The organism is Pseudomonas sp. NFACC16-2 (assembly GCF_900119205.1).
Classification (GTDB): domain Bacteria; phylum Pseudomonadota; class Gammaproteobacteria; order Pseudomonadales; family Pseudomonadaceae; genus Aquipseudomonas; species Aquipseudomonas fluorescens_Q.
In genome coordinates this window covers 258,300-282,413 of sequence record NZ_FPIX01000002.1, presented here as the reverse complement: position 1 = coordinate 282,413, position 24,114 = coordinate 258,300, and the positions used below count along the sequence as shown (strand labels likewise).

The 24,114-nt window shown below is 62.7% G+C and carries 24 protein-coding genes; 11 read left to right on the top strand and 13 right to left on the bottom strand.

The window, feature by feature from the left end; genetic code table 11:
* Nucleotides 1-219: 219 nt before the first annotated feature.
* On the bottom strand, nt 220-1,311 hold the full coding sequence (locus BT116_RS04335) for a calcium:cation antiporter (RefSeq protein WP_072340348.1): 1,092 nt from the start codon (nt 1,309-1,311) through the stop codon (nt 220-222).
* Nucleotides 1,312-1,627: 316 nt separating this feature from the next.
* Between BT116_RS04335 and BT116_RS04330 the strand changes: the two genes are divergently transcribed.
* The 3 genes from BT116_RS04330 to BT116_RS04320 all read left to right on the top strand — a co-directional run bounded on the left by BT116_RS04330 (nt 1,628) and on the right by BT116_RS04320 (nt 4,797).
* A complete protein-coding gene (locus BT116_RS04330) occupies nt 1,628-2,710 on the top strand; it encodes a BMP family ABC transporter substrate-binding protein (protein WP_072340346.1) in 1,083 nt (360 codons plus the stop codon).
* A gap of 84 nt (nt 2,711-2,794) precedes the next feature.
* Nucleotides 2,795-3,760, top strand: a complete 966-nt coding sequence (locus tag BT116_RS04325; RefSeq protein ID WP_072340343.1) for a 2-oxoglutarate and iron-dependent oxygenase domain-containing protein — start codon at nt 2,795-2,797, stop codon at nt 3,758-3,760.
* Between the two features lie 83 nt (nt 3,761-3,843).
* Nucleotides 3,844-4,797 carry an adenosine deaminase gene (locus BT116_RS04320; RefSeq protein WP_072340340.1) on the top strand — a complete coding sequence of 318 codons (954 nt, stop codon included), beginning with the start codon at nt 3,844-3,846 and terminating at the stop codon, nt 4,795-4,797.
* Nucleotides 4,798-5,052: 255 nt separating this feature from the next.
* Here the strand turns inward: BT116_RS04320 and BT116_RS04315 are convergent, their stop codons facing one another.
* The 3 genes from BT116_RS04315 to BT116_RS04305 all read right to left on the bottom strand — a co-directional run bounded on the left by BT116_RS04315 (nt 5,053) and on the right by BT116_RS04305 (nt 8,353).
* Entirely contained in the window at nt 5,053-6,435 is a 1,383-nt protein-coding gene (locus tag BT116_RS04315; protein WP_072340337.1) for an MFS transporter, read from the bottom strand.
* A 112-nt stretch (nt 6,436-6,547) separates the two neighbouring features.
* Nucleotides 6,548-7,282: an ArsR/SmtB family transcription factor gene (locus tag BT116_RS04310; RefSeq protein ID WP_072340334.1), complete on the bottom strand. Its 735-nt coding sequence runs from the start codon at nt 7,280-7,282 to the stop codon at nt 6,548-6,550.
* A 141-nt stretch (nt 7,283-7,423) separates the two neighbouring features.
* The gene (locus BT116_RS04305; protein ID WP_072340331.1) at nt 7,424-8,353 is read right to left on the bottom strand and encodes a LysR family transcriptional regulator; all 930 of its coding nucleotides are present in this window, start codon (nt 8,351-8,353) and stop codon (nt 7,424-7,426) included.
* Nucleotides 8,354-8,466: 113 nt separating this feature from the next.
* Between BT116_RS04305 and BT116_RS04300 the strand changes: the two genes are divergently transcribed.
* Both BT116_RS04300 and BT116_RS30990 read left to right on the top strand, forming a co-directional pair.
* Nucleotides 8,467-9,480, top strand: a complete 1,014-nt coding sequence (locus tag BT116_RS04300) for a zinc-binding alcohol dehydrogenase family protein (protein ID WP_072340328.1) — start codon at nt 8,467-8,469, stop codon at nt 9,478-9,480.
* Nucleotides 9,481-9,654: 174 nt separating this feature from the next.
* Nucleotides 9,655-9,825, top strand: coding sequence for a hypothetical protein (locus tag BT116_RS30990; RefSeq protein ID WP_170845930.1), 171 nt, complete (start codon nt 9,655-9,657; stop codon nt 9,823-9,825).
* Nucleotide 9,826: 1 nt separating this feature from the next.
* Here the strand turns inward: BT116_RS30990 and BT116_RS04295 are convergent, their stop codons facing one another.
* The gene (locus BT116_RS04295; RefSeq protein ID WP_072340325.1) at nt 9,827-11,029 is read right to left on the bottom strand and encodes a multidrug effflux MFS transporter; all 1,203 of its coding nucleotides are present in this window, start codon (nt 11,027-11,029) and stop codon (nt 9,827-9,829) included.
* Nucleotides 11,030-11,124: 95 nt separating this feature from the next.
* Nucleotides 11,125-11,322, bottom strand: coding sequence for a heavy-metal-associated domain-containing protein (locus BT116_RS04290; RefSeq protein ID WP_063323094.1), 198 nt, complete (start codon nt 11,320-11,322; stop codon nt 11,125-11,127).
* Between the two features lie 148 nt (nt 11,323-11,470).
* On the opposite strand from BT116_RS04290, the gene BT116_RS04285 reads away from it, so the two are divergent.
* The 3 genes from BT116_RS04285 (at nt 11,471) to cueR (ending at nt 14,762) form a co-directional block, all read left to right on the top strand.
* Nucleotides 11,471-11,854, top strand: a complete 384-nt coding sequence (locus BT116_RS04285) for a hypothetical protein (protein WP_072340322.1) — start codon at nt 11,471-11,473, stop codon at nt 11,852-11,854.
* A 104-nt stretch (nt 11,855-11,958) separates the two neighbouring features.
* Entirely contained in the window at nt 11,959-14,352 is a 2,394-nt protein-coding gene (locus tag BT116_RS04280) for a heavy metal translocating P-type ATPase (RefSeq protein ID WP_072340319.1), read from the top strand.
* Complete coding sequence (gene cueR, locus BT116_RS04275) at nt 14,349-14,762, top strand: Cu(I)-responsive transcriptional regulator (RefSeq protein ID WP_072340315.1); 414 nt, start codon at nt 14,349-14,351, stop codon at nt 14,760-14,762. Before BT116_RS04280 ends, cueR begins: the two co-directional genes overlap by 4 nt.
* A gap of 292 nt (nt 14,763-15,054) precedes the next feature.
* Here cueR and BT116_RS04270 read toward each other — a convergent pair whose 3' ends face one another.
* On the bottom strand, nt 15,055-15,948 hold the full coding sequence (locus BT116_RS04270) for a PA4780 family RIO1-like protein kinase (RefSeq protein ID WP_072340312.1): 894 nt from the start codon (nt 15,946-15,948) through the stop codon (nt 15,055-15,057).
* 239 nt (nt 15,949-16,187) lie between these two features.
* A complete protein-coding gene (locus BT116_RS04265) occupies nt 16,188-16,979 on the bottom strand; it encodes an AraC family transcriptional regulator (protein WP_072340309.1) in 792 nt (263 codons plus the stop codon).
* A gap of 79 nt (nt 16,980-17,058) precedes the next feature.
* Between BT116_RS04265 and BT116_RS04260 the strand changes: the two genes are divergently transcribed.
* Nucleotides 17,059-18,087, top strand: coding sequence for a bile acid:sodium symporter family protein (locus BT116_RS04260; RefSeq protein ID WP_072340306.1), 1,029 nt, complete (start codon nt 17,059-17,061; stop codon nt 18,085-18,087).
* Here the strand turns inward: BT116_RS04260 and BT116_RS04255 are convergent.
* Nucleotides 18,074-19,351 (bottom strand): acetyl-CoA C-acetyltransferase, encoded by a 1,278-nt coding sequence (locus tag BT116_RS04255; protein ID WP_063323100.1) that lies wholly within the window; start codon nt 19,349-19,351, stop codon nt 18,074-18,076. The genes BT116_RS04260 and BT116_RS04255 overlap by 14 nt on opposite strands.
* A gap of 194 nt (nt 19,352-19,545) precedes the next feature.
* On the opposite strand from BT116_RS04255, the gene BT116_RS04250 reads away from it, so the two are divergent.
* Nucleotides 19,546-20,898, top strand: coding sequence for a 3-oxoacyl-ACP reductase (locus BT116_RS04250; RefSeq protein WP_072340302.1), 1,353 nt, complete (start codon nt 19,546-19,548; stop codon nt 20,896-20,898).
* A gap of 2 nt (nt 20,899-20,900) precedes the next feature.
* Nucleotides 20,901-21,755: a MaoC family dehydratase gene (locus tag BT116_RS04245; protein WP_072340299.1), complete on the top strand. Its 855-nt coding sequence runs from the start codon at nt 20,901-20,903 to the stop codon at nt 21,753-21,755.
* A gap of 78 nt (nt 21,756-21,833) precedes the next feature.
* Here the strand turns inward: BT116_RS04245 and BT116_RS04240 are convergent, their stop codons facing one another.
* The 4 genes from BT116_RS04240 to BT116_RS04225 are packed head-to-tail and all read right to left on the bottom strand — an operon-like array spanning nt 21,834 to nt 24,090.
* Entirely contained in the window at nt 21,834-22,388 is a 555-nt protein-coding gene (locus BT116_RS04240; protein WP_072340296.1) for a DUF4136 domain-containing protein, read from the bottom strand.
* A gap of 20 nt (nt 22,389-22,408) precedes the next feature.
* Entirely contained in the window at nt 22,409-23,026 is a 618-nt protein-coding gene (locus BT116_RS04235; RefSeq protein WP_063323104.1) for a DUF4136 domain-containing protein, read from the bottom strand.
* 12 nt (nt 23,027-23,038) lie between these two features.
* Entirely contained in the window at nt 23,039-23,788 is a 750-nt protein-coding gene (locus BT116_RS04230) for a methyltransferase (RefSeq protein ID WP_063323105.1), read from the bottom strand.
* A complete protein-coding gene (locus tag BT116_RS04225; protein ID WP_072340293.1) occupies nt 23,785-24,090 on the bottom strand; it encodes a MazG-like family protein in 306 nt (101 codons plus the stop codon). Before BT116_RS04225 ends, BT116_RS04230 begins: the two co-directional genes overlap by 4 nt.
* Nucleotides 24,091-24,114: the final 24 nt, after the last annotated feature.

The following is a 24,114-nucleotide window of genomic DNA, read 5'->3' as shown; positions in this document are numbered from 1 at the left end:
CCAATGCGGTTCATTTAAGAAAAATGATGGACCTGTGGCGAGGGAGCTTGCTCCCGCTCGGCTGCGAAGCAGTCGTAAACCGGTGTGTCCGATGCTCCGCATTTGGCAGGTTTTGGGGGCGCTCCGCGGCCCAGCGGGAGCAAGCTCCCTCGCCACGGGTTTGTCGATTGCCCTAAGTGAACAGCAAGCCCGCCCCCACAGTTTGGCTTTGTGCAGGGCCTAAAGCCCCAGCAACGACAACATGATGAACGTCGCGAACAACACAAAGTGGGTCATGCCTTCGATGGCATTGGTTTCGCCATCGTTGAGGTTGATGGCGCTGACGATCAGGGTGATGAAGATCATCACCGTCTGCACTGGGGTCATTGCCATCTGGAACGGCTGGCCGGTGTAGAGGGCCATGGCCTCCATTATCGGCACGGTCAGGATCACGGTGGACAGCGACGCGCCCAGCGCGATATTCACCACCGACTGCATGCGATTGGCGAGGGCCGCGCGCAGGGCGGTGAGGATTTCCGGTGCGGCGGAGATGGCGGCCACCAGGATCGCCGTGACCACCGGCGGCGCACCCGAGCCTTCCAACCCCAGGTCGAGGGCCTTGGACATGACTTCGGCCAGAGCGCCGATAATCACCACGCCAACCACCAGCGCACCGATGGAAAGCGTCAGGCTGATGGGTTCCGGTTCGTTTTCCACCGGCTCTTTCTTGCGGCGTTTTTCCGGATAGCTGTAGCTGAAGAAGTAACTGTGAGGCCCGACCTGCATGCGCAGGAACAAGGTGTACAGCACAATCATCGCGCCGATGGTAAAGGCCGAATACATTTTCCAGCTCTCGCGGGGAATGAACTCCGGCACCACCATCGATACCCCCATGGCGGTGAGAATCATCACGCTGTAGGTGCGCGCCGAATCGTCGTTGTAGGCCTGCTCGCCATGCTTGATCCCGCCCATCAGCGCCGCGAGCCCGAGGATGCCATTGATGTCGAGCATCACCGCCGAATAGATCGTGTCCCGCACCAGTGTCGATGACGCTTCGTTGCTCATCATGATCGCCAGGATCACCACCTCCACCAGCACCGCCGACAGCGTCAGGATCATCGTGCCGTAGGGATCACCGACCTTTTCCGCCAGCAGTTCGGCGTGATGGGCCACGCGCATCGAGGCGGCGACGATGAAGCCGATCAGCACCAGGCCGCCGATCAACGCGACCAGTTGCCCGTTGCCCAATAGCCAATGTTCCAGCGGGTAGGCGATGAACGCGGCGATCAGCGCCAGCAACAGCAGTTTTTCTTGCTTGAGCAAAGTGAGCATCGCGGGCCTGTCACCGTGGGCGGGGTCATGAGTTACTGACTGTAGGAGGCGGTGAACGTTTCGTTCGAGTGTGACGCACCAGTGGGTGGCGACTGGCAGGCGGCGCGCACCTTTATCGCCCGGACGATCTTATTGTGGCGAGGGCGCTTGCTCCCGCTGGGACGCGTAGCGGCCCCCGGCTTTTACGGTCGCCGCGCGACCGAGCGGGAGCAAGCGCCCTCGCCACAGTTGGACCGTGTCGATTAGTTGTCTTGTTGGTCAGCATTTTGCATTGGTGCCGTACAGCCAACCTCACAACAAAACGGAGTTCGAGTTCATGCACAAACGCCCCTTGAAGAAGTTGCTTTGCGCCGTCGTCGCCGCCGTCGGCCTGGGCGCCGGCCTGAATGCCAGTGCCGCCGACCCGCTGAAGGTCGGCTTCGTCTACATCGGCCCGATCGGCGATCACGGCTGGACCTATCAGCATGAACAAGGGCGCAAGGAGCTGGCGGCGAAATTCGGCGAACAGATCACCACCAACTACGTGGAAAACGTGCCGGAGGGTGCCGACGCCGAGCGGGTGATCCGCAACATGGCCAAGGACAAATACGACCTGATCTTCACCACCTCCTTCGGCTACATGAACCCGACACTGAAAGTCGCCAAGCAGTTTCCCAAGGTAATCTTCGAACACGCCACCGGCTACAAGCAGGACAAGAACCTGGGTACCTACCTGGCTCGCACCTACGAGGGCCGCTACGTCGGTGGTTTTCTCGCGGCCAAGATGACCAAGACCAAGAAGATCGGCTACGTCGCGTCCTTCCCGATCCCGGAAGTCATCCGCGACATCAACGCCATCCAACTGGCCCTCAACAAGTACAACCCCGGCAGCGAGATCAAAGTGGTGTGGGTCAACTCCTGGTTCGACCCGGGCAAGGAAGCCGACGCCGCCAACGCGCTGATCGACCAGGGCGTGGACGTGGTGTTCCAGCACACCGACAGCCCGGCACCGATCCAGGCAGCCGAGCGACGCGGCGTCTATGCGGTGGGCTACGCTTCGGACATGGCTCACTTCGGTCCCAAGGCGGTGCTGACCTCCATCGTCAATGACTGGGGCCCGCATTACATCCAGGCAACCCAAAGCGTGCTCGACCACAACTGGAAATCCCAAGACTACTGGGGCGGCCTGAAAGAAGGCACGGTAAAGCTGCCGATCAGCGACCTGGTGCCAGCAGCGGTCAAGGGCGAAGCCGAGCAGATCATCGCCGACATCGAGAGCGGTGCCTTCCATCCGTTCACCGGCCCGATCAAGGACCAGGCCGGCGTCGAGAAAATCCCGGCGGGCGCGAGCGCCACCAACGCGGAACTGGCGTCGATGAATTACTACGTCGAAGGCATGAAGGCCGAGATTCCCAAATAGTCCCCAAAACCAACCCCAAACCTATTGTGGGAGCGAGCTTGCTCGCTCCCACATGGGGCTCCTATTTCAAGCCAGGAAAGCCGCATGAACAGCCTGCCCATCATCGACATCAGCCCGCTCTACGGCGATGAGTCCGACGCCTGGCAAACCGTCGCCGCGCAGATCGACCATGCCTGCCGCCAGTGGGGCTTTTTCTACATCAAGGGGCATCCCATCAGCGCCACGCGTATCGCCGAGGTGCTGGGCAGTGCCCAACGCTTCTTCGCCCTGCCCGTCGAAGAAAAACTCAAGATCGACATCACCCAGACCCGCCACCACCGTGGCTACGGCGCCGTCGCCACCGAACAACTGGACCCGACCAAGCCCAGCGACCTGAAGGAAACCTTCGACATGGGCCTGCACCTGCCGGCCGATCATCCCGAAGTCCTCGCGGAAAAACCGCTGCGCGGCCCCAACCGACACCCAAGCCTGAGCGGCTGGGAAAGCTTGATGGAGCAGCATTACCGCGACATGCAGGCCCTTGCCCAAACACTGCTGCGGGCCATGACTCTGGCCCTTGGCATCGAGCGGGACTTTTTCGACACGCGCTTCAACGAGCCAGTCAGCGTGCTGCGCCTAATTCATTACCCACCACGCCAGACCGCTAGCAGCGCCGAGCAACAAGGTGCGGGCGCCCATACCGACTACGGTTGCATCACCCTGCTCTACCAGGATGCCGCCGGCGGCCTGCAAGTGCGCAACGTCAACGGCCAATGGATCGACGCGCCACCCATCGATGGCACCTTCGTGGTCAACCTTGGCGACATGATGGCGCGCTGGAGCAACGACCGTTACCTGTCGACGCCGCATCGAGTGATCAGCCCGCTGGGGGTGGACCGGTACTCGATGCCGTTCTTTGCCGAGCCGCACCCCGACACGCTGATTCAATGCCTGCCCGGTTGCCAGGATGACGCCCACCCGCCAAAGTACCCAACGACGACCTGCGCCGAATTCCTGCTGTCGCGCTTCGCCGACACCTATGCTTACCGGCGTGAGTCGCTCGCCGTGTAGTGGATCAGCCGGTCAGGTTTTACCCGACATTGCGGCCAGCGCCTGTAGAATGCCCGCCATCGATTCGCTGATGAGAAAAGACCATGTACGACTGGCTGAACGCCCTGCCCAAGGCTGAACTGCACCTGCACCTGGAAGGCTCGCTGGAGCCCGAACTGCTGTTCGCCCTGGCCGAACGCAACAAGATCGCCCTGCCATGGAGCGACGTCGACACCTTGCGCAAGGCCTATGCCTTCAACAACCTGCAGGAATTCCTCGACCTGTATTACCAGGGCGCCGATGTGCTGCGCACGTCCCAGGACTTCTATGACCTGACCTGGGCCTACCTGTTGCGTTGCAAGGCGCAGAACGTGATCCACACCGAACCGTTCTTCGACCCGCAGACCCACACCGACCGTGGTATCGCGTTCGAAGTGGTGCTCAACGGCATCGCCGCCGCCCTCAAGGACGGTGAGCAGCAACTGGGCATCACCAGCGGCCTGATCCTGAGTTTCCTGCGCCACCTGAGCGAAGAACAGGCCGAGAAAACCCTCGACCAGGCGCTGCCGTTCCGCGAGGCCTTCGTGGCCGTGGGCCTGGACAGTTCGGAAATGGGCCATCCACCGAGCAAGTTCCAGCGCGTATTCGACCGCGCACGCATCGAAGGCTTCCTGACCGTCGCCCATGCCGGCGAAGAAGGTCCGCCCGAGTACATCTGGGAAGCCCTGGACCTGCTGAAGATCCAGCGCATCGACCATGGCGTGCGAGCCATTGAAGACGAGCGGCTGATGCAGCGGATCATCGACGAGCAGATTCCGCTGACCGTGTGCCCGCTGTCCAACACCAAGCTGTGCGTGTTCGACGACATGTCGCAGCACAACATCCTCGACATGCTCGAACGCGGGGTGAAAGTGACGGTGAACTCCGATGACCCGGCGTACTTCGGCGGCTACGTCACCGAGAACTTCCACGCGCTGTATACCCATCTGGGCATGACCCAGGACCAGGCCAAGCGCCTGGCCCAGAACAGCCTGGATGCGCGGCTGGTAAAACCTTAAGCCAGACAATCACCCCTGTAGGAGCGAGCTTGCTCGCGATGGCGGTACATCAGTCGACATTAATGTTGAATGCCGGACCGCTATCGCGAGCAAGCTCGCTCCCACCGGTTTTTTGATCGCCTGCAAATCCACAGTTGGACACAGATCCAATTGTGGGAGCGAGCTTGCTCGCGATGGCGGTGCATCAGTTGACATTAATGTTGAATGCCAGACCGCTATCGCGAGCAAGCTCGCTCCCACAAGGGGGGTTAGTGTTTAGTCGGCAGCGGGCGCTTCGCTCAACTCCTCCAACGTCTTGCCCCGGGTTTCCATACCGAACAACCAGACCACCCCCGCCGCCACGGCGAAGCACAACGCGCCCAGGGCAAATACGCCGCCCTGCCCGGTGATGGGGAACACCAACCCGGTCACCAATGGCCCGAGCAGCGAACCGATGCGACCGACCGCCGAGGCAAAACCAGAGCCTGTGGCCCGGGCCGAGGTGGGGTACAGCTCCGGCGTGTAGGTGTAGAGCACCGCCCACATGCCGAACAGGAAAAACTGCATCAGCAACCCGGTGCCGATCAACAGGCCAACGTTGCCGCCAAACACCGCGCTCTGCCCATACAGAAACGCCATCACCCCGCCGCCCAACAGCGTGATGACGCACACCGGTTTGCGCCCCCAGCGCTCCACCAGCCAGGCCGCCATCAGGAAACCGGGAATCCCGCCCAGAGAAATCAGCACCGTGTAATACACCGACTGGGTCACCGCGAACCCCGACTGCTGCAACAACGCGCTGAGCCAGGACGTCAGGCCGTAGAAACCGAGCAAGGCAAAGAACCAGACGCTCCAGATCATCATCGTGCGCTGGCGATACAGCGGCGACCAGATCTGCGCCAGGGCGGAAAAGAAATTGCCTGGCGTGCTCTCAACCCTTGGCAAACGGATCGGCTCCGGCAGGGTCTGATGCCCCAGCGAGGTCCGGACCTTGTCTTCGATTCGCTTGAGCACCGCGTCCGCTTCATCGCCCCGACCGGCTTGCTCCAGCCAGCGTGGCGACTCGGGAATGAAGAAACGAATCGCCAGGACAAACACCGCCGGCACCGCCAGCACCAGGAAGATGTCGCGCCAGCCGACCACCGGCAGCAGGAAATACGACAGCACCCCCGCTGCCACGAAACCCAGCGGCCAGAAGCCGTCCATCAAGGCGATGTAGCGACCCCGACGCTTGGCCGGGATCAGCTCCGAAAGCATCGATTGGGCAATCGGAAACTCCATGCCCATGCCGATACCCAGCAGGATGCGAAACAGCGTCAAGGTCTCGATGTCCTGGGCCGTGGAGCACAAGTAACTGGCAATGCCCCACAGCACGATGCTCCACTGGAACACCGGCTTGCGCCCGAAACGATCGGCCAGCATGCCCGACAGCGACGCCCCCACCACCATGCCGAAGAAGCTGGAGCTGGCGAGCAACCCGGCCTGGGCGGTACTCAGGCCGAACTCGGCTTTGATCGATCCCAACAGGAACGTCATCATCGCCAGGTCCATGGAGTCAAAGAAAAACGCCAGGGCGATGATGATGAAGATGACCCGGTGGTAACCGCTGATGGGTAACCGTTCCAATCGTTCCGCCGCGCTGTAGCCGTGAGTGCCCATGCTGCCTCCCCAATCCGATAATTTCCCCGGACCGAGTGTGCGCGAACCTCGCAGGTGGCTATTGCTGAATACGACCTACCCACAGCCCTGAGCGACGCATCGGAAGCGTTCTCTAGATTGCCATCTCCACCGTGTCCTGCCGGGCGAACCGGTGGATTTCCTGCTGGCCGAGCGTCGTCACCTGCAGGGCTCGCGAATCGTTGGGCAAGCTCAGCCAACCCGACTGCATGAACAGCTGCAGCAGGGCCGCCCCCAGCGCGCCCCCCAGGTGTGGACGACGCTCGCTCCAGTCCGGGCAGGCACAGGCAATGCGGGCGTTGCGATGGGCCAAGGCCTGGATGAACAGGCCACGTTCGGCCAGCTGATTAGCGCCTTTGTGGGTGACGATCACCCGCTGCTCGAACTGCTCGATCCACCCGGCATCCAGCAGTTGCTGATACAGATCCGCCGCCAGGGTGCCCCCCAGGTGATCGTCGCAAAGTCTGGCCCGCATCAACGACGTGGGAGCCGACGGCGCTTTGCTCGGCATGACCCGGCGCTTGAAGATGTCCGGGATCTGGCGCGGCGTACTGACCAGCGTCGCGCTGGCCAGCGCTTCGACGGCAGCGCCGATTTCAGGGGCTGCCAGGCGGAAAAACCGCTTGCGGCCCCGGGCTTCGACTTTCAACAGGCCTCCGGCGGACAGGCGTCCCAGATGCGCGCTGGCCGAGGACGGCGACAACCCGGCGAGCAATGCCAACTCCTCGGCCTGGCGGGCCGTGCCGTCCATCAAGGCCCACATCATTGCGCTGCGCTTGGGGTCAGCCAGCAGCGTGGCGATCTGGCTGATGCAAGGTGCATGTTCCATGTATTCACTCCCTGTTGAATCATTCGTCTACTGCTCTGGCGCAGGCGGTCGCTAGTATAAGCGGGGCGCTCGAGCTTTCCTGTCCTCCGGAAACCTTTGGAGGCGATTGTTCCTGAGGGAAAATTCTCTATTTGCCCGCGACTAATGGCCGGTCCCCGTCAAGACTGGAAAACGAGCCGTCAATTCACCGCAGCGGGCCTGGAGCATGTCCCGCAAAAGGTTGATGGGCTTGCTTAATTGCGCCCGGTGGGCACACAGCAGATTGAGGGGCGCGCGTTCGCATTGCAGGTTCGGCAAAAGGATTTTCAAGCGTCCGGCCAGCACGTCTGTGGACACATCCAGCCACGATTTATAGGCAATCCCGGCACCCGCCACCGCCCAGCGTCGCACCACATCGGCGTCGTCACTGAAACGGTCGCCACTGACGGTGAGGCTCACTTCCCGTTTGCCGTCATGAAAACCCCATCGGTCATGGACCCGACTGCCCAGCATGTACAACAGGCAGTTGTGCTGGGCCAGTTGTTCCAACTGATGGGGTGCACCGTGGCGAGCCAGATAGTCCGGCGATGCGCACAGCACCCGGCGGTTATCCGGGGCAATGGGCAGGGCGACCAGGCTCGAATCTTCCGGATCGCCATAACGCAAGGCGATGTCCACCGGCTGCTTGAACAGATCGGCTATGCGATCGCCCAGCAACAGCCGCACCGTCAGCCCGGGGTGCTCGCGCTGGAACGCGTCCAGCCAGGGCAGCAGCAGGTTGCGTCCCAGGTCCGACGGTGCGGACAACTGCAACACCCCACTGACCTGGTCCTGGCCACTGGTCAACAACCGCCGGCCCTCGTCAAGGCTGCTCAATGCGGCCCGGGCATATTCGAGAAAGCCCTCGCCTTCGGCCGTCAGGCGCAGGCTACGGGTGGAACGGGCCAACAGCCGCGCGCCGAGGTGCTGCTCGATCCGTTTCAACGCGGCACTGGCCACCGCCGCCGACAGGTCCATGACCCTGGCCGCAGCCGAAAGACTGCCCAGGTCCGCCGCCCGGACAAACAACTGCAAGTCATCGAAGCGAAGCATGACGACTCCATTATCAAAAAATCATTGAAAGAGCCTGTTCTTTTAGCCGGTTTTATCTCGACGATAAATAGCTAAACATGGCCTCCATCGAATTCATCTCACGGAGCCGCTTCATGAAAGCCATCGCCTACTACCACTCTTTGCCTATCACTGACCCGCAATCGCTCCAGGACATCGAGCTACCAGAACCGGTCGCCGGTCCCAGGGACCTGCTGGTGGAGGTCAAGGCTATTTCGGTCAACCCGGTGGACACCAAGGTCCGCCAGAACGTCCAGCCCGAAGACGGCGCGGCCAAGGTGCTGGGCTGGGACGTGGCCGGAGTGGTCAAGGCGGTGGGCAGCGAGGTCACGCTGTTCAAGGCCGGGGACCAGGTGTTCTATGCCGGCTCCATCGCCCGGGCCGGCGGCAACAGCGAGCTGCACGTGGTGGATGAGCGCATCGTCGGCCACATGCCCAAGACCCTCGGTTTCGCCGAAGCGGCGGCGCTGCCGCTGACGGCCATTACCGCCTGGGAGTTGTTGTTCGAGCGCCTGCAAATCCAGGAAGGCCAAAGCGACCTGGGCCAGAGCCTGTTGATCGTCGGCGCGGCGGGAGGCGTGGGTTCGATCCTGACGCAACTGGCCAGCCAACTCACCGGGCTGAAGGTGATTGGCACCGCGTCCCGTGTGCAGACCCAGGATTGGGTGCGCAGCCTGGGGGCCGACCTGGTGATCGACCACAGCCAGCCATTGAGCCAAGTGTTGAAAGAAGCGGGCCGGCCCCAGGTGACTCACGTCGCCAGCCTGACCCAGACCGACCAGCATCTGGACCAGTTGGTCGAAGCCCTCGCGCCCCAGGGCAAACTGGCGCTGATCGACGATCCCAAGGCGCTGGACGTGACCAAGCTCAAGCGCAAGAGCCTGTCGTTGCATTGGGAATTCATGTACACCCGCTCGCTGTTCGAAACGGCCGACATGCTTGAACAGCACAAACTGCTCAACCGCGTGGCCGCCCTGATCGACGCAGGCACACTGAAGACTACGGTTGGCGAGCATTTCGGCACCATCAACGCCGAGAACCTGCGCCGGGCGCATGCCTTGCTGGAAAGCGGCAAGTCCAAGGGCAAGATTGTGCTCGAGGGCTTCTGACGGCAGGTCGAAACACTTCACCTGTGGAGAGGGAGCTTGCTCCCTCTCCACAGGTGTTGCATTAACTTGGGACCGCACCGTCAGTCCGAGAATTGATCCTTGTCACAATTGCGATCGCATTCGGGTCTACACTCGAGGCCTTTGCAACGCAATCTTTTCGTGAGGAGGTCAGCAATGAAGATCCTGATAAAAGAAGTGGCAAAATCCCAGTGGCAAGTGCGCCTTGACCAGCACGTCGTCACCTTCCGTACCGAGGCCGAAGCCCAGGCCTTCGCCAGCACCCTACAAGCGCGGATCCTCGCGCCCCATCATTTCCCCGAACAACAGCAGCGCGCGGTCGGCTGAGTCAGCCCTCGCGACTGGCCTGGGCCAGCGTCCGGGAATTTTGCAGGCGACGGGTCAACATCGCTGCGCTCACCACCAACAGCCCGCAAAGGCTGATGACCAGCGCCATTGGCACGGCGGTGCCGTCATGCAGCGCCGCCACCAACGAGGCTGCCCCGGCGGCGACGGAAAACTGCAGGCATCCCAGCATCGCCGAAGCACTGCCGGCCCGGGCGCCCTGTCCATTCATGGCGCAGGCCGAGGCGTTGGGAAGGATGCACCCCAGGCTGGCGATGCAGATAAACAGCGGGAGCAGCAGCGGCCACAACTGCGCAGGTTGCAATGAGCTGACGGCCAGCAGGCTCAGCCCGGCGCCCACGTAGACCCATACCGCGCGGCTCAGCAGAAACGCCGGGCCGCGCTTGGACAGCAGCCGGGCGTTGACCTGCGCAACCAGGATGAAGCCCGCCGCGTTGGTGCCGAACAGCCAACCGAAATGTTCGGCCGGTACACCGTAGAGCTTGATAAAGACGAAAGGCGAACCGGCGATGTAGGCAAACATCCCAGCGATAGCGATACCCCCCGTCAGCGCATGGCCGAGGAAGACAGCGTCGGTCAATAACCGGCCATATTGGCGCAACGCCCCCGACAACGGTTGCCGAGGCACATAGTCCGGCAAACTTTCCGGCAGCCACAAGGCCACCGCCGTCGACGCCAATGCACTGAACAGGGTCAGGGCAATGAAAATCGACTGCCAGCCATGCAGGTTCACCAGCAACCCGCCCAGCATCGGCGCGAGAATCGGCGCCAGGCCCATCACCAGCATCAACTGCGAAAACACCTTGGCCGAACCCACCGCGTCGCATTTGTCGCTGACCACCGCCCGCGAGATCACCATCCCGGCGCATCCACCCAAGGCCTGGACGAAACGGGCGCCGATCAGCCATTCCAGGCTCGGCGCGTAGGCGCAGGCCAGGGAGGCCAGAGTGAACAGGCCGACGCCGGTCAGCAGCGGAATGCGCCGCCCGAACCGGTCCGCCACCGGCCCATAGGCCAATTGCCCGATGGACAAGCCGAGGAAATAGGCCGCCAGGGTCAACTGGATGTGTTTTTCATCGGTACCGAAGGCCGTGGCCATCGCCGGAAAGGCAGGCAGGTAGAAGTCGATCGCCAAGGGACCGAAAGCGCTCAAGGCGCCAAGAATCAGAATGGTACGGAGGTTCATCGGGCGTCCAGCTCAGGCGTCGTTCGACAGCCCGACAGTCTAGCCGTGCCGGACGCTCTTGAACATTCCGGTAGGTCGCTAACGATTAAAAAACTTCAAGCGGGGCTGGCCTCGTAGCCCTCCTCCTTGATGGCCGCGAGCACGGCATCGGCCGGCAACGAACTCTGGACCTGGACAGTCTTGGCGCCCAGGTCGATTTGCACATCGGCCGCCGGGTCCTTGGACTTGAGCGCCTGGGTGATGGCCTTGACACAGTGACCGCAGGACATGCCCTGGACATTGAAAGTTTGCATGAGATAACTCCTTGGGATTGAGGTTGCCAGCAGTCTCAAGCTTGCCATCATGGCAAGGTCAAGTTCTGACAAAAACTGCCGGGCTGGCAATCGGCATCGCGCTCAGCCAAGCTGCACACATCAAGGATTTAACACCGGAGGTTCAGCCATGCGCTGGTCAGCGTTCAGCCTGTTTTGCATGCTCGGTTTTTCAGCGGTGGCGCCCCAGGCATCGGCCGCCGGCGAAGACTACGGCGTGTTGATCATTTCTCGCGAGCGCCTGGAAGTGGCGACCAGTTGCGAAATCGGCATCTACATCCAGGATCAGCTCTCGGCCAGGCTGTTCCAGGAGCAAAGCACCTCGTTCAACCTGCCGCCGGGCCAGTTCTCCTTGCGCCTGAAGTTGCTGCCAGGCCAGGCACCGGGGTGCAACCCGGGCATGCTCGCGCCAGGGTCGCAGAACATCACCCTCAAGGCCGGTGACATCTTGAAGTTCCGCATCGCCATGAATGAACAAGGTATGTTCCTCAAGCAGGCGGGGCTCGGTTACTGACACGCCACTTGAACTTGTGGCTCGCTCCCACAGAGGATTGGCGCTTGACCTTGCCAACATGGCAAGGTTGATCCTGTAGTCATTCACTACAGGGAGCGTGACCGATGTCCGAATCCATCACATTCGATCTACCCATTGCCGGCATGACCTGCGCCAGCTGCGCCGGACGGGTCGAGCGGGCCTTGAGCAAAGTCACCGGTGCCAGCGCCGTCAGCGTCAACCTGGCGACGGAACAGGCGCGTGTCCAGGCCCCCGAAGGTAGCCTGCCGGCCTTGAAGCAGGCCGTCGAACAGGCAGGCTATAGCGTTCCGGTGCACACCCTGGAACTGAACATCGAAGGCATGACCTGCGCCTCCTGTGTCGGCCGGGTCGAACGCGCCTTGGGCAAGGTCGACGGGGTAAACAGGGTCAGCGTCAACCTGGCCAATGAGCGGGCCCACCTCGAACTGCTCGGCCAAGTGGATCCACAAAACCTGATCGATGCGGTCAAGCGCGCCGGCTATGACGCCACTGTCTGGCAGGCCGAACAGCCCGCTGACACGCAGGCCAACCGTCTGAACCGCGAGCGCCTGATATTGGTGCTGGCGATTGCGCTGTCGGTGCCGTTGGTATTGCCCATGCTGCTGCAGCCGTTCGGCGTGCACTGGATGCTCCCGGCCTGGGTCCAATTCGCCCTGGCGACGCCGGTGCAATTCGTCTTCGGTGCGCGTTTCTACGTCGCCGCCTTCAAGGCCGTGCGTGCCGGTGCCGGGAACATGGACCTGCTGGTGGCCCTGGGCACCAGCGCCGGCTACGGCTTGAGCCTTTATGAATGGGTGATCGCCCGCCCTGGCGGCATGCCGCACCTGTACTTCGAAGCCTCGGCCGTAGTAATTGCCCTGGTACTGCTCGGCAAATATCTGGAAAGCCGCGCCAAGCGACAAACCGCCAGCGCTATCCGCGCCCTCGAAGCCTTGCGTCCGGAACGGGCGATCCAGGTGATCGATGGCCAGGAGCGGGATGTTGCCATCAGTGCCCTGCGCTTGAATGACCTGGTGCTGGTCAAGCCCGGCGAACGCTTCCCGGTGGACGGCGAAGTGCTGGAAGGCCAGAGCCACGCCGACGAAGCGCTGATCAGCGGCGAAAGCCTGCCGGTGCCCAAGCAGCCCGGCGACAAAGTCACCGGCGGCGCCATCAACGGCGAAGGTCGGCTGCTGGTACGCACGCTGGCCCTGGGTACCGAAACCGTCCTGGCGCGCATCATTCGCCTGGTAGAAGACGCCCAGGCCGCCAAGGCCCCGATCCAGAAACTGGTGGATAAAGTCAGCCAGGTGTTCGTACCGGTGGTGCTGGTGCTGGCCCTGGCGACGTTGATCGGCTGGTGGTTGTACGGTGCGCAGTTGGAAACCGCGCTGATCAACGCCGTCGCCGTGCTAGTGATCGCCTGCCCCTGCGCCCTGGGCCTGGCGACGCCCACGGCGATTATGGCCGGCACCGGCGTGGCCGCGCGCCACGGGATTCTGATCAAGGACGCCGAGGCGCTGGAACGTGCCCATGAAGTCAACACCGTGGTGTTCGACAAGACCGGCACTCTGACCTCCGGCACTCCGCGCATCGCCCACTTGACGGCCTTGGAAGGTGATGAAGACGCGCTGCTGAAAATGGCCGGCGCGCTGCAACGCGGCAGCGAACACCCGCTCGCCAAAGCCGTACTGGATGCCTGCGCCGAGCGCGGCCTGGATGTGCCGGATGTCAGCGACAGCCAGTCCCTGGCCGGACGCGGCATTGCCGGTAGCCTCGACGGGCATCGCCTGGCCCTGGGCAATCGCCGTCTGCTGGACGAACTGGGCCTGGCCCCCGGCTCGCTGGCCGAGTCGGCACAGGCCTGGGAGACCGAAGGCCGCACGTTGTCCTGGCTGATCGAACAAGACGCGACGCCTCGGGTGCTGGGCCTGTTCGCCTTCGGTGATACCCTCAAGCCCGGGGCCCTCGCTGCCGTACAGGCCCTCAATGAGCGCCACATCGCCAGTCACTTGCTCACGGGCGATAACCGGGGTAGCGCCCGGGTGGTGGCCGAAGCGCTGGGGATCACCCAGGTCCATGCCGAAGTGCTGCCGGCGGATAAGTCCGCCATCGTCCAGCAGTTGAAAACACACTCGGTAGTGGCGATGGTCGGCGACGGCATCAACGACGCCCCGGCCCTGGCCGCCGCCGATATCGGCATTGCCATGGGCGGCGGCACCGACGTGGCGATGCATGCCGCGGGCATCACCCTCATGCGCGGCGATCCGCGACTGGTGCCGGCGGCGCTGGATATCAGCCGCAAGACCTACGCCAAGATCCGCCAGAACCTGTTCTGGGCGTTCGTCTATAACTTGATCGGCATCCCCCTGGCAGCGTTCGGCTTTCTCAATCCGGTGCTGGCCGGCGCGGCCATGGCGCTGTCGAGCGTCAGCGTGGTCAGCAATGCGTTACTGTTGAAGTTCTGGACACCCAAGCAGTTGGAGGACAAGCGATGAACATCGGCCAAGCGGCCCGCCAGAGTGGCCTGAGCGCGAAGATGATCCGTTACTACGAGTCCATCGGCCTGCTCAAGGCCGCCCATCGCACCGACAGCGGCTACCGGATCTACGGCACCGATGACCTGCACACCCTGGCGTTCATCAAGCGCTCCCGCGACTTGGGGTTTTCCCTGGAAGAGGTCGGCAAACTGCTGACCCTCTGGCAAGACCGCCAACGCGCCAGCGCCGACGTCAAGGCCCTGGCCCGGCAACACATCGATGAGCTGAACCAGAAAATCCGCGAACTGGCCGAACTGCGCGACACCCTCCAGGACCTGGTGGAACACTGCCACGGCGACCACCGTCCGGATTGCCCGATCCTCAAGGAACTGGCATCGGGGTGTTGCCAGGAAAACGCACCCCTCTGACATTCCCAGTGGGAGCGCGGTGGGTCTAGGATTTTGCAGTGCCTACAAAAAAACCCGCCTTGGCCTAATGCTATTCATTCAAGAAAAATGATGGACCTGTGGCGAGGGAGCTTGCTCCCGCTCGGCTGCGAAGCAGTCGTAAACCGGCGGGTGTGGTGTGTCTGATGCTGCGCATTTGGCAGGTTTAGGGGCCACTTCGCGGCCCAGCGGGAGCAAGCTCCCTCGCCACGGGTTTTGTCGATGGCCTTAAGTGAACAGCATTACGGCCATGGTCGGGTTTCCGTTCAGCCAATCATTGCATCCACGGCGGCGCTGGTTCTTCGGTCTTGCCGGGCGGGGCATCATCGGCGGCGCGGACGGCCTGGCGACGTTCCTCGTCCAGGCGCGCGGCCTCGATCTCGCGCATGATCCCGCCGACATCCGCCAGCTCTTCCGGCTCGTCGAACTCGCCGGTCAGCAGGCTGGCCGGGTGCAGGGTGCCGGCTTCGTACAACGCCCACATTTCCTTGGCGTACTTGGTGCGCTTGAGCTCCGGAGCGAACCGGCCGAAGTAGGACGCCATGTTGCCCACGTCCCGCTCCAACATGCTGAAAGCATGGTTGTTACCCGCAGCATCCACGGCCTGCGGCAGGTCGATGATCACCGGCCCGGTCGGCGTGAGCAGGACGTTGAACTCCGACAGGTCGCCGTGCACCAGACCGGTACACAGCATCAGCACGATCTGGGAAATCAGATAGGCGTGATATTCACGGGCCTGGTCCGGCTCCAGCACCACGTCGTTCAGACGCGGCGCTGCATCGCCGTACTCGTCGGTCACCAGTTCCATCAGCAGCACGCCTTCAAGGAAGTCGTACGGCTTGGGCACGCGCACACCCGCGCTGGCCAAGCGGAACAGTGCCGCCACTTCGGCATTCTGCCAGGCGTCCTCGGTTTCCTTGCGCCCGAACTTCGAGCCCTTGGCCATGGCCCGGGCCTGACGGCTGTTGCGGACCTTGCGGCCCTCCTGATATTCGGCCGCCTGACGAAAACTTCGCTTGTTCGCCTCCTTGTAGACCTTCGCGCAACGTAGCTCGTTGCCGCAGCGCACCACATAAACAGCTGCTTCTTTACCACTCATGAGTGGGCGCAGCACCTCGTCGACCAGACCGTCCTCGATCAGGGGTTCAATGCGTTTTGGAGTCTTCATCAGCTTTTATTGTGGGTCCTTTATTACCAAACACGCGAATGACAGTCGTTATACGGCAATCCTTCCTCCACGGGGAGGGGTTGCCGACCTATGAACTTGCGATGCACACAATGTGCCTGATTAATCGACCGAGCCGAATCATAGCCGAGACCGGACTTGGCGTTGGCAACTGAATGCCCGGGCATTTGCGACAAGAGCTGACAGCCGTGCCTACCGTCGGTTGTAAGCGATGCGACGACTCAATGCTTGAACAGTTCCCCCGGCGTAAAGCCGAACATCCCCTTGAACGCGGCAATGAACGCGGACGTTGAATCATAGCCACAGGACAACGCAGCGCTGGTGACGCTGTCGCCCTGCTCCAGCGACCCCAGGGACGACAACAGGCGCATGCGCTGGCGCCAGGCGCGAAAGCTCAGGCCGGTCTCGCGTTGAAACAGGCGCATCAGGGTTTTTTCCGACGTACCCAGACGCTCAGCCCAGGCGTGCAAGGTGACGTTCTGCTCAGGCTGTTCGATCAACTCATTACACAGCCCCAGCAGACGGGCATGTCGCGGCAGCGGCAGGGAGAACCCCACTTCCGGCAGGGTCGCCAGTTGATCCAGCAACACCTGCACCAACCGTTGTTCCTGGGTATCGCCTTGCGGGTAATCGACCGGAAGCTGACAGAACACCTTGATCAACTCACGGGCCAGTGGCGTGACTTCCAGCACCCGACAGCGCTCATCGGCCCAGGGGCAGGCGTGACGATGGACATACAGGCTGCGCATTTCCGCCCGGGTGGAGGTCACCACCTGATGTTCCAGGTCGGCAGGGATCCAGATGCCCCGTTGTGGTGGGGCGAAGAAGCTGCCGGCGGCGGTGTGTACGCCGAGAACGCCGCTGATGGCGTAGGAAAATTGCACCCAGTCATGACGATGGGCTTGCGTCCAGGAACCGGCGCTCAAGCTTTCGACGCGGGCATACAGCGGCCTCGGCAATTGCGCCAGGTCGGGGATACGTCGTTCCAGCTGCTGGTGTCCGTTAGGCGGCATTGATTGGCCTTATGTCGCAAGACGACTGATGAGGACGACGTTAGGCTAAGTCGACTTTTCTTACAACATGCGGTGCCCTATGCATATCTTCAGACACCTCAAACGCATGGTGACCGACTGGTTCCTGTGCGGCATGGTGCTCGCCACGCTGCTGGCGTACTTCTTTCCCACCTTTGGCGCCACGGGCGGTGCCATGCATGCCGAATGGGTGGTCAACATCGGCATCTTCGTGGTGTTCTTCCTGCACGGGGTCAACCTGTCCGGCGAACAGATCCGCCACGGTTTGAAGAACATCCGCCTGCATGTGATGGTGCAGGGTTTCACCTTTGGCGTGTTTCCATTGATCTGGCTGATCAGCCACTGGCTAGTCGGCAGCCATGTGCCTGCGCTGCTGATGCTGGGGTTCTTCTACCTGTGCGCCCTGCCCTCGACGATTTCTTCCTCGGTGGCCCTGACTGGCAGTGCAAAAGGTAACGTGCCGGCGGCGATTCTCAACGCGAGCCTGTCCAGCGTACTGGGGATTTTCCTGACACCGCTGCTGGTCAGTTTCGTGGTCGGCAGCGGCGCCGGAGGTATCGACCTGGGGTCAACCTTGCTCGACCTGTGCCTGATGTTGCTGCTGCCACTGGTGCTGGGGCAGTTCCTGCGGCGTTGGCTGGCCGGTTTTTTCGGTCGGTACAAACGCTACACCAGCGTCATTGACAAGCTGGTGATCCTGCTACTGGTCTATGCGGCCTTCTGCAACTCGATGGTGTCCGGCATCTGGCAACAGCAAGGCCACGGTGTGCTCTTGAGCGCAGTGCTTGGCAGTGCCGTACTGTTGGCGATCATCTTGTGGGCGACCACCCGCACCGCCCGCGCCCTGCACTTCAGCAGCGCCGATGAGGTTGCCGCGGTGTTCTGTGCCAGCAAGAAATCCCTCGCCGCCGGAGTGCCCATGGCGGCGTTGATTTTCGGCAACCATCCCGGCCTGGGGCTGATCCTGCTGCCGATCATGATCTATCACCCGCTGCAGTTGATCGTCTGCTCGATCCTCGCCGAGCGCTACGCCAGCCATCACCGGGAACTGGCGTCCCGCCAGGACGGCGCCGCCCTCAACGCTCGATAATCGCCGTCACCCCCTGGCCTGCGGCGGCGCAGATGGAGATCAAGCCGCGACCTCGCCCGGCGGCATCAAGCAACTTGGCGAGGTTGGCGACAATGCGCCCGCCCGTGGCGGCAAACGGGTGTCCGGCGGCCAGGGAACTGCCCTTGACGTTCAACCGACTGCGGTCGATGGACCCGAGTGGCGCGTCGAGGCCCAGGCGGGTCTTGCAGTAGTCCGGGTCTTCCCAGGCCTTCAGTGTGCATAACACTTGGGCGGCGAACGCTTCATGGATCTCGTAGTAATCAAAGTCCTGCAAGGTCAAGCCGTTGCGCGCCAGCAACCGCGGCACGGCGTAGACCGGCGCCATCAACAGTCCTTCGGCGCCATTGACGAAATCCACCGCCGCCGTTTCGCCGTCGCGCAGGTACGCCAGGATCGGCAGGCCTCGGGCCTTGGCCCACTCTTCGCTGCCCAGCAGCACCAACGAAGCGCCATCGGTCAGTGGCGTGGAATTACCCGCGGTCATCGTGCCCTTCGCGCTTTTTTCGAAGGCCGGCTTGAGGGCAGCGAGTTTTTCCAGGGTCAGGTCCGGGCGCAGGTTGTTGTCCCGGGTCAGCCCAAGAAACGGTGTCATCAAGTCGTTCTGCCAACCTTCGGCATAGGACGCGGCCATTTTCTGATGGCTTTCCAGGGCCAACTGGTCTTGCGCCTCCCGGGGGATCTGCCAGGTCTGGGCCATCAATTCGCAATGCTCACCCATGTTCAGGCCGGTGCGCGGTTCGTTGATGCGCGGCAGGTCGGGGACGAGGTGCTGGGGACGCAGTTGCAGGAAGGTCTTGATCTTGTCGGCGGTGGTCTTGGCGCGATTGGCTTGCAGCAGGATCCTGCGCAGGCCTTCATTGACCGCAATCGGTGCATCAGAGGTGGTGTCGACGCCGCCGGCAATACCGCTGTCGATCTGCCCCAGGGCGATCTTGTTGGCCACCAGCAGCACCGTTTCCAGCCCGGTGCCACAGGCCTGTTGTACATCATAGGCCGGCGTCATCGGTGACAGCCGCGAGCCAAGCACGCACTCGCGGGTCATGTTCATATCCCGGGAGTGCTTGAGCACCGCACCGGCAGCCACTTCGCCGATGTGCAAGCCATGCAGGTTGTAGCGTTCGATCAGCCCCTCGAGGGCAGCCGTCAACATCGCCTGGTTGCTGGCGGTGGCATAGGCCCCGTTGGAGCGGGCGAACGGAATGCGGTTACCACCGATGATCGCGACGCGGCGTAGTTGTGTCATGAAGAACTCCCTGTGTAGGTCTAGTGCCCTATGAAGACTCAACCGAACCCTGTGGGAGCAAGCTTTGCTCCCAAAGGAATTCGATGCCCTGGAAAAGAGCACTCCCGCTCAAGCTTAGGCTTTATCTCGCCAATCGAACGACTGATTGCCAATCATGGTCCACACTTGGAACCTCATCAGCCGGAGTGTGTTCCATGTCTGACCGTTATATCGACTTCGCCAATTCGCCCATTGGCCGGCGCATGGTCGGGTCCCTCGGCCTGCCATCGCCGGTGCGCCTGGAACGCTGGCAGGCCGGGCGCCTGCGGCCGATCGAAGGCGCATTGCTACTGGGCGGCGGGCCGTTGACCGAACAGATCGGCACGTTTGCCAAGCGCCTGACCGACAGCATTTTCATCTACGGCGGCGAGCCGACCCTGGCCACCGAGTGGATCCCCGGCCATGGCCCGAAAATCAAGGCGGTGGTGTACGACGCCAGCCATTTGCTGCAGGTCGACCAGCTCAAGCAGTTGCGCGAATTTTTCCAGCCGCTGATGAAAAACCTCGACCACAGCGCCCATGTCGTCATCCTCGGTCGCGCGCCGGAAAGTCTTGCCGAGCCATTCACCGCCAGTGCCCAGCGGGCGTTGGAGGGTTTCAGCCGTTCCCTGGCCAAAGAGCTGCGCCACGGTGGGACGCTGCAACTGCTGTACGTCGGCGACGGCGCCGAAGCCCAGCTGGAAGGCGCACTGCGGTTTTTCCTGTCGCCCAAGAGCGCCTTCATCTCCGGGCAGGTCATTCGCCTCAACGCCTGTGATACCCAGGTCCAGGACTGGACCCGACCACTGACCGGGCTCAAGGCACTGGTCACCGGTGCAGCCCGCGGGATCGGCGCCTCCATCGCCGAAACCCTGGCCCGCGATGGTGCCGACGTGATCCTGCTGGACGTCCCCCAGGCCAAGACCGACCTCGACGCCCTGGCGGCACGTTTGAGCGGGCGCAGCGTCACGCTGGATATCTGCGCCGAAGACGCCGCCGCCCAGTTGATCGAGCACCTGCCCGACGGCGTCGACATCGTGGTGCACAACGCTGGCATCACCCGGGACAAGACCCTCGCCAACATGACCCCGGAATTCTGGGACGCCGTGTTGGCCGTCAACCTCAACGCCCCGCAAGTGCTGACCAAGGCCCTGCTCGACAGCGGCACCCTGCGCGACAATGGCCGGGTCGTTCTGCTGGCCTCCATCAGCGGCATTGCCGGCAACCGTGGGCAGACCAACTATGCGGCGAGCAAGGCCGGGCTGATCGGCTTGGCCCAGGCCTGGGCCCCGTTGTTGCAACCACGGGGCATCAGCATCAACGCCGTGGCGCCGGGTTTCATTGAAACGCGCATGACCGCCGAGATTCCCTTCGCGCTACGCGAAGCCGGGCGGCGCATGAGTTCCCTGGGCCAGGGCGGCCTGCCCCAGGATGTCGCCGAAGCCGTTGCATGGCTGGCGCAACCGGGCACGGGTGCCGTGACCGGCCAGGCCCTGCGGGTATGTGGGCAAAGCCTTCTGGGAGCGTGACCATGACAATCCAATGGCATGAAGTCAGCAGCCCGCCCTCCATGTCCGGGCTTTATTCGAAAGCGGCGACACGGCGCAAGGTCACCGGAACGACCCTGCCCGAGGAAGGGCTGCGTCAAGTGCTTCAGGTCGACCCGCAACGCCTGGCGGCCTATCGCAAAGTCTGCGGGTTCGTCGATAACGGACTGCTGCCGCCGACCTATCCCCACGTCTTGGCGTTTGCCCTGCAAATGCAATTGCTCACCGCGCGGAATTTTCCATTCCCACTGCTGGGGCTGATCCACTTGAGCAACCGCATTCGTGTATTGCGGCCCATGGGCGCGGTTGGCCAAGTGCGGGCCAGCGTCCATGTCGAGAACCTGCAAGCCCATCCCAAGGGTGCGGTGTTCAATCTCGTGACCCACATCGATGACCAGTTGGGCCCTTTATGGGAGGCTGAGAGCCAGATGCTGTGCAAGGGGGTCCAGCTTGACGGCGCGCTGGTGGAAGACCGGCCGGACATCAGCCTGCCCTTGATGGAGGTGGCGCACTGGACCGCGCCGGTCGACATTGGCCGGCAGTACGCCAAGGTGTCCGGCGACTACAACCCGATTCACCTGAGCGGTATCAGCGCCAGGCTGTTCGGCTTCCCCACCGCCATCGCCCACGGCTTGTGGAACAAGGCCAGGACCCTCGCGGCGCTGGATGACCACCTGCCCGAGGCCAACATCGAGATCGAGGTGACCTTCAAGAAACCGGTACGCCTGCCCAGCGAAGTGACGCTGCTGGCGAGTGCGGCGGGGTCCAGTGGGCAACTGCAACTGGTGGGGACCGGGGCGCTGGAGCATATGGTGGGAGAGTGGCGGCCGGTGACCTGAGCAGCCCCCCCTAATGTTGGAGCGAGCTTGCTCGCGATGGCAGTGGCTCAGCCTCCCCCCATCTTGAATTCGCCGTGCTCAGCGCGGCGGGTAGTTGGACAGGATCCGCCCAACCGTCTCGCGCACGGCGGTGTTGCGGTCAGCCGGGTTGGGGGAGTTGCTGAGCAGTTGTTCGTCACTGCCCCGCCACACCAGCTTGCCGTCCTTACCATCGAGCAGGTCGATCTGCACGGTGGCGACCTTGTAGCTGATGTTGCGGGTTTCGTTGTACATCGGCCCGCCCCAATAGCCATTCCAAGGGCCGCCCCACCCGCCGCCGTAGTGGGTGGTGACCTGCTGCTGGCGGTCCTCGACGATCAAATAGGCCTGGACCAGCACATCGCCACGCCCGCCAGCCGCCGGACGCAAGCCGCGCTGGTCGAGTTGATCGGCAACCGCCTGGCGGATCCGCTGTTCGGTCAGGTCGCTCTTGATGCGAGGGTCATCGGGGCGATATTGCAGCGCCGGGTCTTTCCAGCTCCAACTGCGATACGCCGCGAAATCGCGGCTGGTGTCGAAATCATGGTTGACCTGATTAGAGGCACAAGCGCCCAACAACAGGGTGAAGGCCAGTAGAGCAAGACGGCGAAACATGGTTTTTCTCCGTTGCGTAATCAACTTGGAGGATATGCCGACATGGCTTTTTCCACCGCCGCACGAATGGCATCGGTGCGCTCGCTTTGACTGCCCCGCTGGCCGGTCTCGGCGCTGGCGCTCCATACCGGTTGCCCCGTGCGGGCATCGAACAGATCCACCCGCACCACCACGACCTGCTCCTGATACGTGCGCACCATCGGCACCGGATGGTACATCCCATAACCCGGGCCATAGCGGTCATAACGGTTATAGCCGCCGTAGTAACCGGCATCATAGTCGTCCCGAACCTGGCGCACGCGGGTTTCCAGACGCAGGTCGGCGCTGACGAACAGGTCGGCGGGCCGGTTGTCATGCAGCGGGCGCAGGCCACGCTGGTCCAGGGCATTGCTCACCGCTTCGGCCACTTGGGCCGAATCCGCCCAGGCGGAACCCGACGGCAGGCGCCCGTCGCGCCAGGCCCAACTGCGATAGCGTCCATAGTCACGGGGCGGCGCAGGGTAAGCGCTGCGGTCGAATACCGTGGCGGCCTCGGCCGGTGCCGGCGGCAGTGGATTGGACGTGGCGACATAGGGGTTGCTGCCCTGGCAGGCCGCCAGTCCCAGGCACAGCATCAACAACCCTGAACGACCTTTCATTTCGCTCTCCGGTCACACTGGACGGCAGATCCAGTGCAGATAACGTCCCAACCCGGCAAACGCCGGATGGCGACGGTGGGCCAGTTCCATTTCCAGCAACTGCGCAAGCTCCACGCGGCCCTGGAACTCTACCGGCATATAGTCATGGAAAACCCGCACGCCACTCTGGTTTTCGACCTGCCACAGGCCTTCAAGTTGCGCCGCCAACTCTCGTGGATCAAGAGGCTGTTGCGGCGTCAGGCTCTGTTTTTCGCCGGCCATGTCATTTTTGCGCAACTTGCGAAAATGCCCCTTGAGCAGGTTGCGATAGACCAGCGCGTCGCGGTTGTAGAACGCCAGGGACAGCCAGCCGCCAGGGACCGTGAGTTGATGCAGCACCGGCAGGATCGCGTGAGGTTCGGCCAGCCATTCCAGCACCGCGTGACACAACACCAGGTCGTAAGGTTCGGTGAGCTGGCCGAGCAGGTCCTGCCACGGCGCCTGGATGAACGTGGCGCTCTGGCCCGCCTCGGCAAAGCGCTGGCGGGCGCCTTCGAGCATGGGCTCGGCCGGCTCGGCCAGGGTCACCTGGTGACCGCGTTCGGCCAGCCACAACGACATGTGGCCCAGGCCGGCACCGATGTCCAGCACGCGCAGCGGGCGCTGTGGCAAGGCTTCCAGCAGATCGGCCTGAAGCACCGCCAGGCGGATCGCGCCCTTGGCTCCACCGTAGATTTTTTCGGCAAAACGCGTGGCGAGCTGATCGAAATGACGGTCGCTCATTGGCCGAACCGCCGTTCGCTGTCAGCCAGTTTGCTGCGCACCACGGCGTCCATGTCCAGGCCCAGTTCGCTGCAAAGCAGCAACAGGTACAACACGATGTCACCGACCTCCTGCCCAGCGTGGGCCAGTTTGTCTGCCGGCAACTGGCGCGACTGGTCCTCGGTCAGCCACTGGAAAATCTCCACCAGTTCGGCCATTTCCACACTGGCGGCCATGACGAGGTTTTTCGGGCTGTGGAATTGCCGCCAGTCGTTACGGTCACGAATGGCATGCAGGCGTTCGGTCAGTTCAACAAGGTTCATCGGGTTCTCCTGAATGCGCATAGC

Bases quoted from the DNA above. Each gene is read 5' to 3' on its own strand.
- BT116_RS04325 (WP_072340343.1), top strand. From the start codon at position 2,795: ATGAACAGCCTGCCCATCATCGACATCAGCCCGCTCTACGGCGATGAG.
- BT116_RS30990 (WP_170845930.1), top strand. From the start codon at position 9,655: ATGAAGATCCTGATAAAAGAAGTGGCAAAATCCCAGTGGCAAGTGCGC.
- BT116_RS04315 (WP_072340337.1), bottom strand. From the start codon at position 6,435: ATGGGCACTCACGGCTACAGCGCGGCGGAACGATTGGAACGGTTACCC.
- BT116_RS04290 (WP_063323094.1), bottom strand. From the start codon at position 11,322: ATGCAAACTTTCAATGTCCAGGGCATGTCCTGCGGTCACTGTGTCAAG.
- BT116_RS04245 (WP_072340299.1), top strand. From the start codon at position 20,901: ATGACAATCCAATGGCATGAAGTCAGCAGCCCGCCCTCCATGTCCGGG.
- BT116_RS04305 (WP_072340331.1), bottom strand. From the start codon at position 8,353: ATGCTTCGCTTCGATGACTTGCAGTTGTTTGTCCGGGCGGCGGACCTG.
- BT116_RS04260 (WP_072340306.1), top strand. From the start codon at position 17,059: ATGCATATCTTCAGACACCTCAAACGCATGGTGACCGACTGGTTCCTG.
- BT116_RS04240 (WP_072340296.1), bottom strand. From the start codon at position 22,388: ATGTTTCGCCGTCTTGCTCTACTGGCCTTCACCCTGTTGTTGGGCGCT.
- BT116_RS04300 (WP_072340328.1), top strand. From the start codon at position 8,467: ATGAAAGCCATCGCCTACTACCACTCTTTGCCTATCACTGACCCGCAA.
- BT116_RS04270 (WP_072340312.1), bottom strand. From the start codon at position 15,948: ATGAAGACTCCAAAACGCATTGAACCCCTGATCGAGGACGGTCTGGTC.
- BT116_RS04280 (WP_072340319.1), top strand. From the start codon at position 11,959: ATGTCCGAATCCATCACATTCGATCTACCCATTGCCGGCATGACCTGC.
- BT116_RS04335 (WP_072340348.1), bottom strand. From the start codon at position 1,311: ATGCTCACTTTGCTCAAGCAAGAAAAACTGCTGTTGCTGGCGCTGATC.
- cueR (WP_072340315.1), top strand. From the start codon at position 14,349: ATGAACATCGGCCAAGCGGCCCGCCAGAGTGGCCTGAGCGCGAAGATG.
- BT116_RS04230 (WP_063323105.1), bottom strand. From the start codon at position 23,788: ATGAGCGACCGTCATTTCGATCAGCTCGCCACGCGTTTTGCCGAAAAA.
- BT116_RS04310 (WP_072340334.1), bottom strand. From the start codon at position 7,282: ATGGAACATGCACCTTGCATCAGCCAGATCGCCACGCTGCTGGCTGAC.
- BT116_RS04265 (WP_072340309.1), bottom strand. From the start codon at position 16,979: ATGCCGCCTAACGGACACCAGCAGCTGGAACGACGTATCCCCGACCTG.
- BT116_RS04250 (WP_072340302.1), top strand. From the start codon at position 19,546: ATGTCTGACCGTTATATCGACTTCGCCAATTCGCCCATTGGCCGGCGC.
- BT116_RS04320 (WP_072340340.1), top strand. From the start codon at position 3,844: ATGTACGACTGGCTGAACGCCCTGCCCAAGGCTGAACTGCACCTGCAC.
- BT116_RS04235 (WP_063323104.1), bottom strand. From the start codon at position 23,026: ATGAAAGGTCGTTCAGGGTTGTTGATGCTGTGCCTGGGACTGGCGGCC.
- BT116_RS04330 (WP_072340346.1), top strand. From the start codon at position 1,628: ATGCACAAACGCCCCTTGAAGAAGTTGCTTTGCGCCGTCGTCGCCGCC.
- BT116_RS04285 (WP_072340322.1), top strand. From the start codon at position 11,471: ATGCGCTGGTCAGCGTTCAGCCTGTTTTGCATGCTCGGTTTTTCAGCG.
- BT116_RS04225 (WP_072340293.1), bottom strand. From the start codon at position 24,090: ATGAACCTTGTTGAACTGACCGAACGCCTGCATGCCATTCGTGACCGT.
- BT116_RS04255 (WP_063323100.1), bottom strand. From the start codon at position 19,351: ATGACACAACTACGCCGCGTCGCGATCATCGGTGGTAACCGCATTCCG.
- BT116_RS04295 (WP_072340325.1), bottom strand. From the start codon at position 11,029: ATGAACCTCCGTACCATTCTGATTCTTGGCGCCTTGAGCGCTTTCGGT.